The organism is Sphaerisporangium sp. B11E5, from assembly GCF_039871875.1.
Taxonomy (GTDB): Bacteria; Actinomycetota; Actinomycetes; order Streptosporangiales; family Streptosporangiaceae; genus Sphaerisporangium.
The window spans coordinates 13,153-28,212 of sequence record NZ_JBDPMD010000009.1 but is presented as its reverse complement, the minus strand read 5'-3'; the positions used below and the strand labels follow the sequence as shown (position 1 = coordinate 28,212).

Below are 15,060 nucleotides of genomic sequence, written 5' to 3'. Positions count from 1 at the left end.
AAAGGCATGCCCGAGACACTCGAACACCGCCTGGCCCGAGGTGACGACGACGCGCTCGCCGAGTGCTACCGGACCCACGCCGCCCTGGTCAGCGGCTACCTGAGGAAGCTCATCCCGCCGCAGGACATCGAGGACGTCCGCCAGATCGTCTTCTCAGAGGTCTGGCGCTCCGCCCACCGCTACGACCCGACGAGAAGCCTCGAAGCCTGGCTCCTCGGCATCACCAGGAAACGCGCCATCGACCACCTGCGAACGCGCACCCTCACCACGGTCCCCCTGGACGCGGTGACCGACCCCACCGACACCGACGGCCGCGACACCGCCGAAACCCTGAGCCGCCGCGACCAGCTGACCCGCGCCCTGGCCGTCCTGCCCGCCCCCCAGCGGCAGGCCATCGAGCTCGCCTACTACGCCGACCTGACCCAACGAGAGATAGCCGCCCACCTCAACGTCCCGCTGGGCACCGTCAAAGCCAGAACCTCCCGAGGCCTCCACCGCCTCTCGGCCCTGCTCACCCGCTCCGCCGCCTGAGCGCCTCGTGTCCCACGGCGACATTCGTCCAAGACGGATGCTCCCCCGCCCGTGCACGATCGGCCGCATGCATGATTACGACGTCGCGCGCCCGCTCGGGATGCATGTGGTCCACGACGGCGCGCGGGAGGCGCCGCCGTTGTTGCTCATTCACGGGTCTGGGGCCTCCAGCGGGTTCTGGGCACCGGTGGTGCCGGCGCTCGCCGGGCACCATCACGTCATCCGGGTCGATCTGCCGGGGTGTGGCCAGTCACCGCCGGCGCCGTCGTACGACGTGCCCGCGCAGGCGAACCGGGTGGCGGCGGTGCTCGACGGGCTCGGGCTCCGGGCCGTCGCGGTGGGGGCGCACTCCAGCGGGGGCTACGTCGCCACCGCTCTCGCCGAACAACGGCCCGACCTGGTGCGATCGCTCACGCTGATCAGCACGGGGCCGAGTCCCCGCGCGTTGTTCCCGGAGCCGGTGCTGCTCCGCGTGCTGCTGGCCCCGCCGCTCGGGCCGCTTCTGTGGCCGAGGCGTTCGGACGCGATGCTCCGCAAGGGGATAAGCGCGACATGCGTCCGCCCCGTGGACATCCCCGACGACGTGATCGCCGGGCTACGGCGCATCACGTACCGCACGCTCAGGTCGGTGCTGCGTCACAACGGCGCGTACATCGCGGATCGGAGCGTCCCCGAGCGCCTCGCCGGGCTCCGGGTCCCGCTGCTGGTGATCTTCGGTGCGGCCGACCCCCGGTGGAAGCCGTCGTCGGCGCACGACTACGAGGCGGTGCCGGACGCGCGGGTCGAGCTGCTGCCCGGGGTCGGGCACGTCCCCATGATGGAGGCGCCGGAGACGACAAGCGATCTGCTGCTGGGCTTCACGGCGACGGGCCGCTGACCCCACGATCGTGACGCCTAGACTGGTCCACGTGCCGCAGACCGGTACTTCGCCCGGATGGTCATGGTCGGACGTCGACATCGCGGTCCCGCGCCCGTCACACCGGCTGCCGGGGGTCAGCATGGCCGGGTTCCGCCATCGTGCCGCCTCGATCCTGGACATCAACATGGTCGCGCACCCCTCGATCTCCGTGATCGTCGATCTGAGTGAGGGGAAACTCGCCGTCCACGGCGCCCACAGGCGGCACGAGCGCGGCAGTGTCGTCGCCGGGCTCCTTCCCGGCGATCTCCGCGTGACCGGCCGGGGAGCCGGCGAGTGCCTGCAGATCCGGCTGGAGCCGGTCCTGGCGGCCGCGGTGCTCGGTGCGCCGGCGGAGCTCACGGGGACGGTGGTGTCCCTGGACGACGTCTGGGGCCGCGACGCGGAGCGCGCCGAGGACAGGCTGCGCGCCGCCGCCTCCTGGGACGAGCGGTTCACGATCGCGGTGGAGATCCTCGGGCGGCGGCTGGACGCCGGCCGGCCGGTCGATCCGGAGGTCGCCCACACCTGGCGGCGGACGTTCGCCGGCCGGGGACGGGTGCGGGTCGACGGCCTGGCGGACGAGGTCGGCTGGAGCCGCAAGCGACTGTGGTCCCGCTTCCGGTCGCAGGTCGGCATCACGCCCAAACGCGCCGCGGGGCTGGTGCGCTTCGACCACGCCGCCCACCTCCTCGCGGCGGGTCACCCCGTGGCCGGCGTCGCCACCGAGAGCGGCTACGCCGACCAGTCCCACCTGCACCGCGAGGTCAAGACGTTCGCCGGGCTCACTCCCACGGCCGTGGCCGCCGAGCCGTGGCTCGCGATCGACGACGTCGCGTGGCCGGAGTCGTCGCGGGCCCGCACCCCTGTGCTCCTGCCGCGTCAGCCGGCCGCCCGCGCGGCGGGTCACCCGCGCCCGGTTCAGGCCCAGTAGAGGACCAGGGCCGTCAGGGCGGCGCTCAGGGTGATGAAAGCGAGTGTCCTCGGCTGTTCCTTGGCCTCGCGGTACGAGGAGATCACCAGGACGGCGCCGAGGGCGAGCGCCACCAGGAGATGCGTGCCGTACCAGACGACGACGGGCACCTCGCCGAGCGGGGTTCCGCTCAGCAGGTCGTCCACGGCGCCGAAGCCCGCGAGCGTCCCCAGTGCCGCGAGGCCCAGGGCGATGAGACCGTGCCGGTAACGGCCGAGCAGGATCCAGACGACGATTCCCAGGGCGAAAAGGATCGACGCGTTGTAGTGGAGCTCCCGGACGATCACGCCGCCCGGCACGTCCACGCTCAACCTCAGGATGGAGTCATAGGCGCCGCTGATCGGAACATCGCCGAGCGGCGGGTAGGACCCGCCGTAATTCACCATGCGACCGCTCGGCGTGTAGTGGTACGCCAGGAACGCCCCACTGCCCACAAGGACGACGAGACACCAGATCAGCATCTCGCCCACCAACTGCCGCACGCGCGCCATCTGCACGCACACATCCCACCACAAGGCCTCATCCTGGGGCAGCCCAACCGCCTGAGGTGATGGCGGGCGGCGACGCCGGCTCAGTCCACGTCCACGTCGTCGAGGAGTACGAGAAGGCGGGAGAGGACGCGGAGACAGGCGTCGACCTCCGCGCCGGTCAGGTCGTCGGCGACGGGGCGCAGGGTCGTGTGTTCGCGGGCGAGGACGGCGGAGATGGCGGTGCGGCCCTCCTGGGTCAGGCGGATGAGCGGTGATCTCTTGTGGGCGGGGTTGGGTACGGACTCCACCAGCCCGCGTTCGGTCGCGTCGTTGGTCATGCGCTGGACGAACTGACGGCTCAGCGCCTGCGCGCGTCCCATCTGGGGGACGGTCATGGGGCCGTGCTCGCGCAGCATGTTGAGGATGGCGCGGATCCCGATCGACAGGCCCTCGATCGGGGCGTCCTGCTCGACCTTGCGGTACGAACGACGGTACAGCGGCCCCACCAGGTCGAACACCTCGGTGAGGCGATCGGTCAGGTCTTCGTACGGCAGGCCGCCCCCGGAATCACTCACCCTCCAATCATGACACCTTGGTTGTCATCTCCCGGTACCGGGAGGCTGAGGATCGGTCTGGAGGATGGCCACGGACCTGGCGGGGAGCGTCAGGGAGGTCTTCACCAGGCTGGTCTTGGGGTTGGACGTGAGGAGGAGGGCCGAGTCGGGGACGTCCAGGGTCACGGGGGTGTCCGAGAGGTTGGCGGTGATCTGGAAAGGGGGACGGGTCAGGGTCAGCCAGTTGGCGTCGTCGTCGTAGGTCGCGGAGACCTGGTCCAGGCGGGGGTCGGTCAGGGCGGGGTGGGACTTGCGGAGGGATATCAGGGCTCGGTACCAGGACAGCAGGTCGGCGTGGTCGGGGGTGGTGAGCTCTCGCCAGTTGAGTTTGGACATCTGGAAGGTCTTCTCGGACTGGGGGTCGGGGGCGGTGCCGAGCCAGTCCTCGTAGCCGAAGCCGACGAACTCCCGTTCCCTGCGTTCGGCTTCCCCGGTGGCGAGGTGGGGTTCTGTGTGGTCGGTGAAGAAGAGGAAGGGGGTGGTGGCGCCCCATTCCTCGCCCATGAAGAGCATGGGGGTGTAGGGGGAGGTCAGCAGCAGGGCGGCGCCGATTCTCAGGGCTTCCGCAGGGAGACGGTCGCCTCTCGCGCGGTTGCCGATCTGGTCGTGGTTCTGGAGGGCGACGACGAAGCGGTGGCCGGGGGTGGTGCGGCGGTCCACGGGGCGGCCGTGGGTTCTCGCGCGGAAGGTCGAGTAGGTGCCGTCGTGGAGGTAGGCGCGGGTGAGGACCTTCGCGAGGACGTCCATGGAGCCGAAGTCGCAGTAGTAGCCGTGGCGTTCGCCGGTGAGGGCGGCGTGGAGCGCGTGGTGGACGTCGTCGTCCCAGACGGCGTGCAGGCCGTAGCCGCCCGCCTCACGGGGGGTGACCAGGCGGGGGTCGTTGAGGTCGGACTCGGCGATCAGCGTCAGGGGGCGGCCGAGGGCGGCGGAGAGGGCCTCCGTCTCCACGGCCAGTTCCTCAAGGAAGTGGACGGCCCGGTTGTCGTGCAACGCGTGGACGGCGTCCAGGCGGAGGCCGTCCACGTGGTAGTCGCGCAGCCAGTGCAGGGCGTTGCCGATGAAGTAGCGGCGGACCTCGTCGGAGTCCCGGCCGTCGAGGTTGACGGCCTGCCCCCAGAAGGAGGACGCGGACTCGTGGAAGTACGGGCCGAACGGGGCGAGGAAGTTCCCCGAGGGGCCGAGGTGGTTGTGGACGACGTCGAGGATGACACCGAGGCCCGCCAGGTGGCAGGCGTTCACGAAGCGCTTCAGGCCGTCGGGGCCGCCGTACTGCTCGTGGACGGCGTACAGGTCCACACCGTCGTAGCCCCAGTTGTGGCGGCCGGGGACCGGCGGGACGGGAAGCAGCTCCACGAAGTCGACGCCGAGGTCCACTAGGTGGTCCAGGCGCTCCACGGCGGCGTCGAAGGTGCCGTCGGTGGTGAAGGTGCCCACGTGCAGCTCGTAGATGATCGACCCGGGCAGGGTGCGGCCGTGCCAGGACTGGTCGGTCCACTCGAAGCGGGCGTGGTCGTAGACCCGGCTGGGGCCGAAGACGCCGAGCGGCTGCCATCGGGTGCGGGGGTCGGGCAGCGGGTCGCCGCCGTCGAGGCGGAAGGTGTAGTCGGTGCCGTGACCGGCGCCGGGGACCTCGGCCGTCCACCAGCCGCCGGACCCGCGGGTCATCTCGTGGCGGTGGGCCGCGTCGATCTCTACCTCGACGCGGGTGGCGGACGGTGCCCAGACCTCGAACATGTCTCTCCCAGTGTGGTGCGCGCGGACCGGTGGGACTATTCCCTTTCCAGCAGGGCCACCGGATAACGTCCCAGCAGGTGGGCGAGCGGGATACGTCCGGTGTACTCCTCGCCGGTGAGCCCGCAGCGCCACCGGCCGGTGGGCAGGGCGAGGGTCTCGGTGCCGAAACCGCCGCGGCGGGACAGGCCGGCGGGGCGGCGGGTCGCCACCGTGACCACGCGGTCGCCGCGGCAGAACGCGATGACGTGCTCGCCGGCCCCGGGCTCGCCGGTGGTGGCCAGCGGCACGTACGACGCGCCGGGCGCGAGCCGGGAGCGGGCGGCGAGAGCGGTGCGGGTGACGAGCAGCTTGGCGGCGTCCCAGCTGTCGGCGCCGGGGCCGGCCAGCAGCGAACGGCGGTAGGCGAAGTCGACGGGACGGCGGTTGTCGGGGTCCACCAGCGAGAAGTCGGTGGTCTCCGTGCCCTGGTAGACGTCGGGCACGCCCGGCATCATGATCTGCACGAGCTTCTGGCCGAGGGAGTTGACCCGGGCGAAGCGGTCCACCCGCTCGGTGAACGCCGCCACCGACGGGCCGCACTCCTCGATGGCGCGGGAGGCGAAGTCGCGGACGCCGGCCTCGTACGCCGGATCGGGCGCGATCCACGAGATGGACGTCTTGGCCTCACGGGCCGCCTTGAACAGGTAGTCGCCGAACCGTTCCACGCTGATCGGCCATGCCGCCATGAGGTTCTGCCACGCCAGGTAGTCCAGCCGCGGGTCGAACGACACCCGCGCCGACCACTCGGCCACCGCCTCCGCCCATTCGCCGGGCAGCTCGGACAACACGGCGAGCCGGGCACGCACGTCCTCGGAGCGTTTGGTGTCGTGGGTGGACAGGGTGGTCATGGTGAACGGCGGCATCCTCAGGCAGAACGCGTGGAACTCCTCGGCGGTGACGGAGAACTTGTCCGGCTCGCCGCCGACCTCGTTCAGGCACGACAGCGGGTACCACCGGTACAGCGCGGTGTCCTCCACCCCCTTGGCCATCACGGGACCGCAGGCCTGCTGGAACCGCACGACGGTCTCGGGCGGCCCGGACAGCACGAGGTCGGCGGCGCGCCGCACGGCGTCGGGGTCGGTGCGCGTGGCGGCGAGGTCGGCGGCCGCGCGGATCACGCGGACGCTCTCGGCGGGCGGCTCCTCGCCGGGCACGACGTACGCGCGATAGACGGGCATCGCGGCGAGCAGTTCCACCAGCGCGTCGCGCAGCGACGGCTCCTCCCGGGACAGCCGGTCCAGCTCGACGCCGAAGAACTGGGCGAGGACCTGCTTCTTGGCCTCGTACACGACGACGTCGTAGTCCTGCGTGACGCCGGTGTGCTTGACGAACGTGTCGATGAGGCCCTGCGACCCGGCCGGGTCCACGAACAGCCGGGTCACCATGTTGAGCGCGTCGTACCCGGTGGTGCCGTCGCAGGCCCAGCCGGACGGCAGCCGCTCCCCGTCGATGAGGATCTTCTCCGCGACGGTCCACACCGGCGCACGCTCCCGCAGCCGGGCCAGGTAGCCGCGCGGGTCGGCCAGCCCGTCGGGGTGGTCCACCCGCAGGCCCGTGATCACCCCTTCGGCCACCAGCCTCAGGATCACCTCGTGGGTGGCGTCGAAGATCTCCGGGTCCTCCACCCGCAGCCCGATGAGCGACGACACGTCGAAGAAGCGCCGGTACCCCGGCCCCTGCCGCCACGGCACCAGCCGGTAGTGCTGCTCCTCCAGAGCGGACGTCCCGGGGCGCAGCGGGAAGCGGTGGTCGTGGTACCGCAGCGCGTCCCCGTCGGCCACCACCTCGGCGGACACGTCGGTGCCCTCCCCGAGCACGGGCATCGCGACCGGCCCCGCCTCCCAGTCGATGTCGAACCACCGGGCCGCGGCCGAGCCGGGCCCGTCGCGCAACATCTCCCACAGGCGGGGGTTGCCCGACTCCGGCACCGGCACCGTCATGTGGTTCGGCACGATGTCGGCGACCAGCGGCAGCCCGGCCGCCGCCAGCGCCCGCAGGCCCGGCTCCCCGCCGAACTCCTCGCGGATCCGCGAGTGGTCGGTCACGTCGTAGCCGTGCAGCGAGCCCGGGTCGGCCTGCAGGATCGGCGAGAGGTACAGGTGGCTCACGCCGAGCTCGGTGAGGTAGCCCACGAGCTCCGCCGCGTCGGCGAACGTGAAGGCGGGGGTGAGCTGCAAGCGGTACGTCGCGGCGGGCGGGGGCGGGACGGGGACGGTCACCAGGGGTCCTTCCTAGGGTCGGCCGGGCGGGCGGTCCCGGCGTCGGCGGACGGCGCGCCAGGGCACCCGGGCGGCCGGGTGCCCCACGGGTCAGGCGCGGCGCAGGACGCGGACCGAGCGGCCCGCGACCGGGACCTGTTCGCCCGCGCGGTACACCTCCGAGTCGATGGCGATGGGGGCCGCGGTGTCGATCTCCGGGACCCAGAGGTCGCCGAACGCCTTCGGGATCGTGTAGCGGATCGTCTCGTGGTGGGCGTTGAACATCAGCAGGAACGAGTCGTCCACGATGCGCCGCCCCCGCCGGTCCGGCTCGGTGATGGCCTCGCCGTTGAGGAAGACGCACAGCGACTTGGCGTACCCGTTGTGCCAGTCGGGGTCGGTCATCTCGCTGCCGGACGGCGTGAGCCACGCGATGTCGGTCAGCTCGCCGCCCGACCCGCGCACCGGCCGCCCGTAGAAGAAGCGCCGGCGCCGGAACACCGGGTGGTCGCGGCGCAGCCGGGCGAGCCGCTGGGTGAACTCCAGCAGCAGCCAGTTCTCCCGCACGTCGGACCAGTCGACCCAGCTGATCTCGTTGTCCTGGCAGTACGCGTTGTTGTTGCCGAGCTGGGTGCGGCCGAGCTCGTCCCCGTGCGACAACATCGGCACGCCCTGCGACAGGAACAGCGTGGTGAGGAAGTTGCGTTTCTGCTGCTCGCGCAGGCTCTCGACGGCCCCGGTCGCCGGCCCTTCCTCGCCGCAGTTCCACGACCGGTTGTCGTCGGTGCCGTCGCGGTTGCCCTCGCCGTTGGCCTCGTTGTGCTTGCTGTTGTACGACACGAGGTCACGCAGCGTGAAGCCGTCGTGGCAGGTGACGAAGTTGATGGACGCGGCGGGACGGCGGCTGTCGTCCTGGTACAGGTCGCTGGAGCCGGTGAGCCGGGACGCGAACTCGGGCAGCGCGGCGGGCTCGCCGCGCCACATGTCGCGGATCGTGTCGCGGTAGCGGCCGTTCCACTCGGTCCAGCGGGGCGGGAAGTTGCCGACCTGGTAGCCGCCCGGCCCGACGTCCCACGGCTCGGCGATGAGCTTGACCTGGCTGAGCACCGGGTCCTGCTGCACGAGGTCGAAGAACGCCGACAGCCGGTCCACCTCGTGCAGCTCACGGGCCAGGGTGGCGGCGAGGTCGAAGCGGAAGCCGTCCACGTGCATCTCGATGACCCAGTACCGCAGGGAGTCCATGATGAGCTGCAGGGTGTGCGGCGAGCGCATCAGCAGGCTGTTGCCGGTGCCCGTGGTGTCCATGTAGTAGCGCTGGTCGTCGTCCACCAGGCGGTAGTACGACGCGTTGTCGATGCCGCGCATGCTGAGGGTCGGCCCGAGGTGGTTGCCCTCGGCGGTGTGGTTGTAGACCACGTCGAGGATGACCTCGATGCCCGCCTCGTGCAGGGCCTTCACCATGGCCTTGAACTCCAGCACCTGGCCGCCCCGCTCGGCCGAGCTGGAGTAGCCGTTGTGCGGGGCGAAGAACCCGATGGTGTTGTAGCCCCAGTAGTTGGTGAGGCCGCGCTGCTGGAGGGTGTGGTCGGTGACGAACTGGTGCACCGGCATCAGTTCGACGGCCGTCACCCCGAGCCCGGTCAGATGGTCGATGATCTCGGGGTGCGCGAGCGCGGCGTACGTGCCGCGGATGCGCTCGGGGATGCGCGGGTGCTTGATGGTCAGGCCCCGCACGTGCGCCTCGTAGATCACGGTGTTGTGGTACGGCGTGGCGGGCGGCCGGTCGTGGCCCCAGCCGAAGAACGGGTTCACCACGATCGACTTCGGCACGAACGCCGCCGAGTCGGTGTCGTCGCGGCTGTCGGGCTCGCCGAAGCGGTAGCCGTAGACGGCCTGGTCCCACTCGACCGTGCCGTCGATGGCCTTGGCGTACGGGTCGAGCAGCAGCTTGTTGGGGTTGCAGCGCTGCCCTCGCGCGGGGTCGTACGGCCCGTGCACGCGGTAGCCGTACCGCTGGCCGGGGCCGATGCCGGGCAGGTAGCCGTGCCAGACGAAGCCCTCGCACTCGGTGAGCGCGACGCGTTGCTCGTTGTGGTCGTCGTCGAAGAGGCAGAGCTCCACGCGCTCGCCGACCTCTGTGTACAGCGCGAAGTTGGTCCCCGCGCCATCGTATGTAGCCCCGAGCGGATAGGGGTCGCCGGGCCAAGTTTCGATCATGTCACCACCCGGATAGGGATTTGCCCCATGGTCCCCCGACCATGCGGCGGAGCGCAGCCGAGTGTGTTTTCACAGCGCACGTGCACGCATCGTGCGGTCCCTCCCGTCCGGGAGGGTCGCGCCGTTCACTCAGCCCACCGCCCTGATCGTTACCGTACCCGCACCTGGGTGGCGCGTCGTCCCCGGCCGGTGGCCGTGATCATCGGCGCCGGGGCGCCGGAGGCTCGAAGAAGTTGAGCAGGCCCGCACCCTTGCAGGTGGGGCAGGCACGGCCGCCGACGGCGCCGTCGCCCCCGCAGGCGCAGCAGGCGACGACACGGTCGAAACGCGGGTCGCGGTAGACGTGGCGGGTGCGGTGGCGGCCGATCGCCCAGCCCTGCACCCACGCGAAGCCGTCGATCTCGGCGAACAACGCGTCGCTGAGCGCCCAGTGCCGGGTGACCGCACGCTCGCGCAGCGTGGTCCACAACCCCGTGCTCAGCCCGGCGATGCTGACGTTCATCGAAACTCCTTGAGCATGGAGACCCCCGCCGATAGATGTGGAGAGGAAACTCGGCACGGCGCCGCAGTTATCAGAACATGTGCACGAGTTTTAGCTGATCGTGCCGTAGCATGTGAGTAATGGCGCAGCTCGTGAAGCGGGCCTACAAGTACCGCTTCTACCCGACCTCCGAGCAGGCGCAGGAGCTTGCCCGGACATTCGGCTGCGTCCGCCTCGTGTACAACAAGGCGCTCGAAGAACGCACCAGGGCCTACACCGCTCAGGGGCACCGCGTCTCCTATGTGGAGTCGTCGGCCGCGCTGACGCGATGGAAACGCAGCGGCGACTACGATTTTTTGTTCGAGGTATCGTCGGTCCCGCTCCAGCAGGCGTTGCGGCATCTTCAGACGGCGTTCAGCAACTTCTTCGCCAAGCGGGCCAGGTACCCCACGTTCAAATCGCGTAAGAAGTCGCGGGCGTCGGCGGAGTACACCCGGTCGGCCTTCCGCTGGCGCGAGGGCGAGCTCACCCTCGCCAAGATGGATACACCGCTGGCGATCGTGTGGTCGCGGCCTCTCCCCCAAGGCGCCGAGCCGTCCACGGTGACCGTTTCCAAGGACGCGACAGGCCGCTGGTTCGTGTCCATCCTGGTCGAGGAGTCCATCCGCCCGCTCGCACCGGTTGACCGGCAGGTCGGGGTGGACGTCGGCATCACGGCACTGGCAACACTGTCTACCGGGGAGAAGATCACTAACCCGCGTCACGAGCGGGCCGATCGGCGCAAGCTGGCCGTGGCCCAGCGTGCGCTGTCGGGCAAAGTCCCGGGGTCGGGCAACCGGGCCAAGGCCCGGCTCCGTGTGGCGAAGATCTATGCCCGGATCGCCGACCGGCGCCGGGATCATCTGCACAAGATCACGACACGGCTTGTTCGCGAGAACCAAGTGATCGCCGTGGAGGACCTGACCGTCCGCAACATGGTCAAGAACCGCTCGCTGGCCCGTGCCATCTCCGATGCCTCCTGGCGCGAGCTGCGCGGCATGTTGGAGTACAAGGCGGCCTGGTACGGGCGCACGCTGGTGACGGTGGACCGGTGGTTCCCCTCCTCCAGGTTGTGCTCGGCCTGTGGCGTCTTGCGGGAGAAGATGCCGTTGAACGTCCGCGAGTGGGTGTGCGCCTGTGGTGCGGTCCACGACCGGGACGTGAACGCGGCCAGGAACGTGCTCGCCGCAGGGCTTGCGGAGAGCTGAAACGCCTGTGGAGCCGGTGTAAGACCCAAGCAGCGCACGCTGGGCGGGCGACTGGCGGTGAAGCAGGAAACCCAACCCGTGAGGGCTGGAATCCGCCGGCTTCAGCCGTGAGGAGGAAGTCAAGAGGACCGTTCCTCTCTTTTTTGGGGGGAAAGGTTGGATCTGGGTCCCTCGTATGACCGTCGCCGGGTCGCGATGTCCCCACCACCGGCCCGGCGTGACGGCGGTACCGTGCCCGGATGCCCCGATGCCGCGCTGTCGCGCGCCGTCCCGCGCGCGCCCTTCCCCGTCCCGTACGGCGTCCCCGCCCGTGTGGCGCGATGCACGGCCGCGGCGTCTGCTCCGTTAGGGGCTTGCCTTCTGTTTACCCGTGTTCGTCCGGTGTGCAACCGCCAATGGCAATTGCCACGAGACACTGTCCCTCGTGTATACCTCGCGGAAGGCCCGCGGGGAATACCGTGAGCTGTCACACCGCCGGGCCCGCGCGGACGACCTCCGGGCACCCGGCCGCGCCCGAGGAGGTGAGAGGCGATGCCCGGGGCCAACCCCACCCTCCGCCGTCGCCAGCTCGCCGGCCGGCTCAGGGAGCTCAGGAAGCACGCCGGCCTCAGCATCGAGGACGCCGCCCAGCGCCTCGAATGCTCGACAGCGAAGATCAGCCGGATCGAGACCGCCCAGCGCGGCGTGATCCCCCGCGACGTCCGCGACCTCTGCGAGATCTACGGCATCGGCCCAGCCGAGACCGACGCCCTGATGACCATGGCCAGGGAGGCCAGGGAGCCGGGCTGGTGGCAGGCATACGACCACCGCGACTTCCGCCTGTACCTGGGTCTCGAGGCCGAGGCGTCGGCCATCACGATCTACGATACGTGCGCCGTGCCCGGCATCCTGCAGACGGCGCGATACGCGGACGCGATAATCCGCGGCGTTCTTCCCGGCATCAGGGAAGAGGTGCTCAAAGAACGCGTGGACGCGCGGATGAAACGGCAGAGCCTGCTGCACGGTGAATCGCCGCCGCACCATCTCGTGCTGCTTGACGAATCAATTCTCCATCGCCATGTCGGCGGCCGTGAAATCATGCGAGAACAGATGGAACGCCTGATCGACACGGCCTCGCTGCCGCGCGTCACCATTCAGGTCGTGCCGTTCACCGCAGGCGCGCACATTGGTTTCAACAGCGCTTTCACTTTGCTGGAGATGGCCGATTCCAGAGTTTCGGACGTCGTGTACACGGAGTCGATTGTGCGCATGGAGTACTTCGAGAAGCCGACGGAGCTCGCGCTGTACCGGGAAGCCATCGAGCATCTACGTGCGGTTTCGCTGGACCCGCAGGCCTCCGTGGCACGGATGGCCGAAGTCAACCAGAAGTACGCGATCTGATCAAGCGGCACGGCGACCGCACGTTCGCGATCATCTGATGGCATAATGCCGGAGATGGGACACCGGGGTCTCCGGTGACCTTGTCATGCCCGACAGCCATCAGGAGAATCAATGAGGTTCTCGTCAGCCGCGTATTTCCCGGACGCCCGATGGCGTTCGGCCACTCGATGCAACACTGGAAACTGCGTCGAGGTAGCAGCCACGGACGGGTGGATAGCCGTACGTGACTCCAAGGATCCGAGCAATCCTGCGCTCCTCTACACCGAGAGCGAATGGCAGGCTTTCATCGAAGGCGCCAAGAACGGCGAGTTCGACCTCTCGAGCCTCAAGGAATAACGAACAGCGGGCGATAGACGGACGCCGGGGCGGGCGGGACCGCCCGCCCCGGCCGACCGGCGGGTGTTCTCCGGGACGGAACGCGGGTAGCCGGACCGCGACCTCCGCCGGAGCGCCGGCGGCCGAACGGGCCCATCCGCGGGCCACCCCCCACGCGAGGAGTCGACGGTGAGCGGATTCAAGCAGTTCCTGATGCGCGGCAATCTCGTGGAGCTCGCTGTGGCCGTGGTGATCGGCGCGACGTTCAGCGGGCTGATCCAGGCGCTGGTGGCCGATCTGATCACGCCGCTGATCGCCGCGATCACCGGCGGGCGGCAGCCGGACTTCTCGCGGTTCACGTTCACCGTCAACGGGGCGGTGTTCAAGTACGGCGACTTCGTCAACCACCTGCTGACCTTCCTGATCATCGCGGCCGTCGTCTACTGGCTCGTGATCACGCCGATGACGCGGGTGATCAGCTTCTTCGACCGCGACAAGCAGGCCACGCAGAAGACGTGCCCGGAGTGCCTGAGCGACATCCCGGTGGAGGCCCGCCGCTGCGCCTTCTGCACCGTCGAGCTCTCCACCGTCCCTGCCGCCGACGACCGGCCGGCGGTCTGACCGCTCCGCGATGAGCCGCCGCTGCCCTCGCCTGACCCCGCGCCGCGAGCGGTACCCCCGGCCGGCCGCGCTCCCGGGCGTCGAGGACGGCAACCTCGGATCCGTGGTCGCCGGACCTTGGAATAGCGAGGAAACCTCCCCGGTTGTCGGGAGGGTGACCGATGAGATCCGTGGTGTCCCGCGTGGCGAGGCGGCCGTCCCCCTGTCCGTGCTCGACCTCGCGACCGTGGGCGCGGGCGACACACCGGCCGGCGCGCTGCGGACCACCACCGAGCTGGCGCGGCGGGCCGAGGCCTGGGGGTACCACCGCTTCTGGGTGGCCGAGCATCACGGCATGCCGAGCGTCGCCAGTTCCTCGCCGGCCGTCATCCTCGCCCATCTCGGGGCGAACACCTCGACGATCCGGCTGGGCTCGGGCGGCGTGATGCTGCCCAACCACGCGCCGCTCGTCGTCGCCGAGCAGTTCGGCACCCTGCACGCCCTGCACCCGGGCCGCATCGACCTCGGTCTCGGCCGCGCCCCCGGCACCGACCAGGCGACCGCCCGCGCGCTGCGCCGCGAGGCGACACCCGACGCCGACGACTTCCCCCGGCAACTGACCGACCTGATCGGCTTCCTGGACGACGCGCACCCGGCGGGCAGCCCGTACGAGCGCATCCGGGCGATCCCCGGCGAGGCCTCGGCCCCCGGTTCTGGCCGGCCGCCGATCTGGCTGCTCGGGTCGAGCGGCTTCAGCGCCCGCCTGTCCGGCCTGCTCGGCCTGCCGTTCGCGTTCGCCCATCACTTCAGCGCGGCCAACACCGTGCCGGCGCTCGATCTGTACCGCTCGTCGTTCCGCCCGTCGGCGGTGCTGGACCGGCCGTACGCACTGATCGGGGTCGGCGCGGTGGCCGCGGACACCGCCGAGGAGGCGCGGCGGCGCGCTCTCACCGGCGCGCTCGGCATGCTGCGGCTGCGGCGCGGCCACCCGGCCCCCCTGCCCACCCCCGAGGAGGCGGAGGCCTACCCCTACACCGACGTCGAGCGCGGCTTCGTGGAGGACTGGCTTTCCAACGTGGTGCACGGCGACCCGGACACGGTGCGCGCCGGGCTGGAGGCGCTGCGTGAGCGGACCGGCGCCGACGAGCTCATGATCACCGCAGCGATACACGGCGGGGCGGCGCGGCTGAGGTCCTACGAACTGATCGCCAAGGCCTTCGGGACGGCCGAGGAGCGGGACGCCGAGCGCGTGATCGCGTAACAAATCTGCAACGCCCCCGGCTGGATTGTACTCAACCGGTTGAGTGAAGGACAGGGCTGAGCAGGGCGGCCGGTCGACTCGGCGCCGCGGAGCGCCCCCGGTCGA

At 70.3% G+C, this 15,060-nt stretch carries 13 protein-coding genes and 1 pseudogene; 8 read left to right on the top strand and 6 right to left on the bottom strand.

All coding sequences use genetic code 11. The features are described from left to right. The first annotated feature begins 6 nt into the window (after positions 1–6). From ABGB17_RS11580 to ABGB17_RS11570, 3 genes are all read left to right on the top strand, one after another. Positions 7–531, top strand: a complete 525-nt coding sequence (locus tag ABGB17_RS11580) for a sigma-70 family RNA polymerase sigma factor (RefSeq protein ID WP_347628367.1) — start codon at positions 7–9, stop codon at positions 529–531. 67 nt (positions 532–598) lie between these two features. Then, entirely contained in the window at positions 599–1,408 is an 810-nt protein-coding gene (locus ABGB17_RS11575; RefSeq protein WP_347628365.1) for an alpha/beta hydrolase, read from the top strand. A 10-nt stretch (positions 1,409–1,418) separates the two neighbouring features. Further along, positions 1,419–2,360 carry a helix-turn-helix domain-containing protein gene (locus ABGB17_RS11570; RefSeq protein ID WP_347628363.1) on the top strand — a complete coding sequence of 314 codons (942 nt, stop codon included), beginning with the start codon at positions 1,419–1,421 and terminating at the stop codon, positions 2,358–2,360. On the opposite strand, the gene ABGB17_RS11565 is transcribed toward ABGB17_RS11570, so the two are convergent. The 6 genes from ABGB17_RS11565 to ABGB17_RS11540 form a co-directional block, all read right to left on the bottom strand. Next, on the bottom strand, positions 2,348–2,896 hold the full coding sequence (locus tag ABGB17_RS11565) for a hypothetical protein (RefSeq protein ID WP_347628361.1): 549 nt from the start codon (positions 2,894–2,896) through the stop codon (positions 2,348–2,350). The genes ABGB17_RS11570 and ABGB17_RS11565 overlap by 13 nt on opposite strands. A gap of 74 nt (positions 2,897–2,970) precedes the next feature. Then, positions 2,971–3,444, bottom strand: a complete 474-nt coding sequence (locus ABGB17_RS11560) for a MarR family transcriptional regulator (RefSeq protein ID WP_347628359.1) — start codon at positions 3,442–3,444, stop codon at positions 2,971–2,973. Between the two features lie 24 nt (positions 3,445–3,468). Continuing rightward, on the bottom strand, positions 3,469–5,217 hold the full coding sequence (gene treZ, locus ABGB17_RS11555; RefSeq protein ID WP_347628357.1) for a malto-oligosyltrehalose trehalohydrolase: 1,749 nt from the start codon (positions 5,215–5,217) through the stop codon (positions 3,469–3,471). 35 nt (positions 5,218–5,252) lie between these two features. Then, positions 5,253–7,475 carry a malto-oligosyltrehalose synthase gene (treY, locus tag ABGB17_RS11550; RefSeq protein ID WP_347628355.1) on the bottom strand — a complete coding sequence of 741 codons (2,223 nt, stop codon included), beginning with the start codon at positions 7,473–7,475 and terminating at the stop codon, positions 5,253–5,255. A 90-nt stretch (positions 7,476–7,565) separates the two neighbouring features. Next, the gene (gene glgX / locus ABGB17_RS11545; RefSeq protein ID WP_347628353.1) at positions 7,566–9,671 is read right to left on the bottom strand and encodes a glycogen debranching protein GlgX; all 2,106 of its coding nucleotides are present in this window, start codon (positions 9,669–9,671) and stop codon (positions 7,566–7,568) included. A gap of 199 nt (positions 9,672–9,870) precedes the next feature. Next, the gene (locus ABGB17_RS11540; protein ID WP_347628351.1) at positions 9,871–10,173 is read right to left on the bottom strand and encodes a hypothetical protein; all 303 of its coding nucleotides are present in this window, start codon (positions 10,171–10,173) and stop codon (positions 9,871–9,873) included. A gap of 119 nt (positions 10,174–10,292) precedes the next feature. Here ABGB17_RS11540 and ABGB17_RS11535 point away from each other — a divergent pair. From ABGB17_RS11535 to ABGB17_RS11515, 5 genes and pseudogenes are all read left to right on the top strand, one after another. Beyond that, positions 10,293–11,510 (top strand): annotated as a pseudogene (locus tag ABGB17_RS11535) (RNA-guided endonuclease TnpB family protein). A gap of 420 nt (positions 11,511–11,930) precedes the next feature. Beyond that, the gene (locus ABGB17_RS11530) at positions 11,931–12,779 is read left to right on the top strand and encodes a helix-turn-helix transcriptional regulator (RefSeq protein WP_347628349.1); all 849 of its coding nucleotides are present in this window, start codon (positions 11,931–11,933) and stop codon (positions 12,777–12,779) included. A 111-nt stretch (positions 12,780–12,890) separates the two neighbouring features. Further along, a complete protein-coding gene (locus ABGB17_RS11525; RefSeq protein WP_347628347.1) occupies positions 12,891–13,115 on the top strand; it encodes a DUF397 domain-containing protein in 225 nt (74 codons plus the stop codon). A gap of 168 nt (positions 13,116–13,283) precedes the next feature. Next, entirely contained in the window at positions 13,284–13,715 is a 432-nt protein-coding gene (mscL, locus tag ABGB17_RS11520; protein ID WP_347628345.1) for a large conductance mechanosensitive channel protein MscL, read from the top strand. Between the two features lie 154 nt (positions 13,716–13,869). Then, positions 13,870–14,955: an LLM class flavin-dependent oxidoreductase gene (locus tag ABGB17_RS11515; protein ID WP_347628343.1), complete on the top strand. Its 1,086-nt coding sequence runs from the start codon at positions 13,870–13,872 to the stop codon at positions 14,953–14,955. Positions 14,956–15,060: the final 105 nt, after the last annotated feature.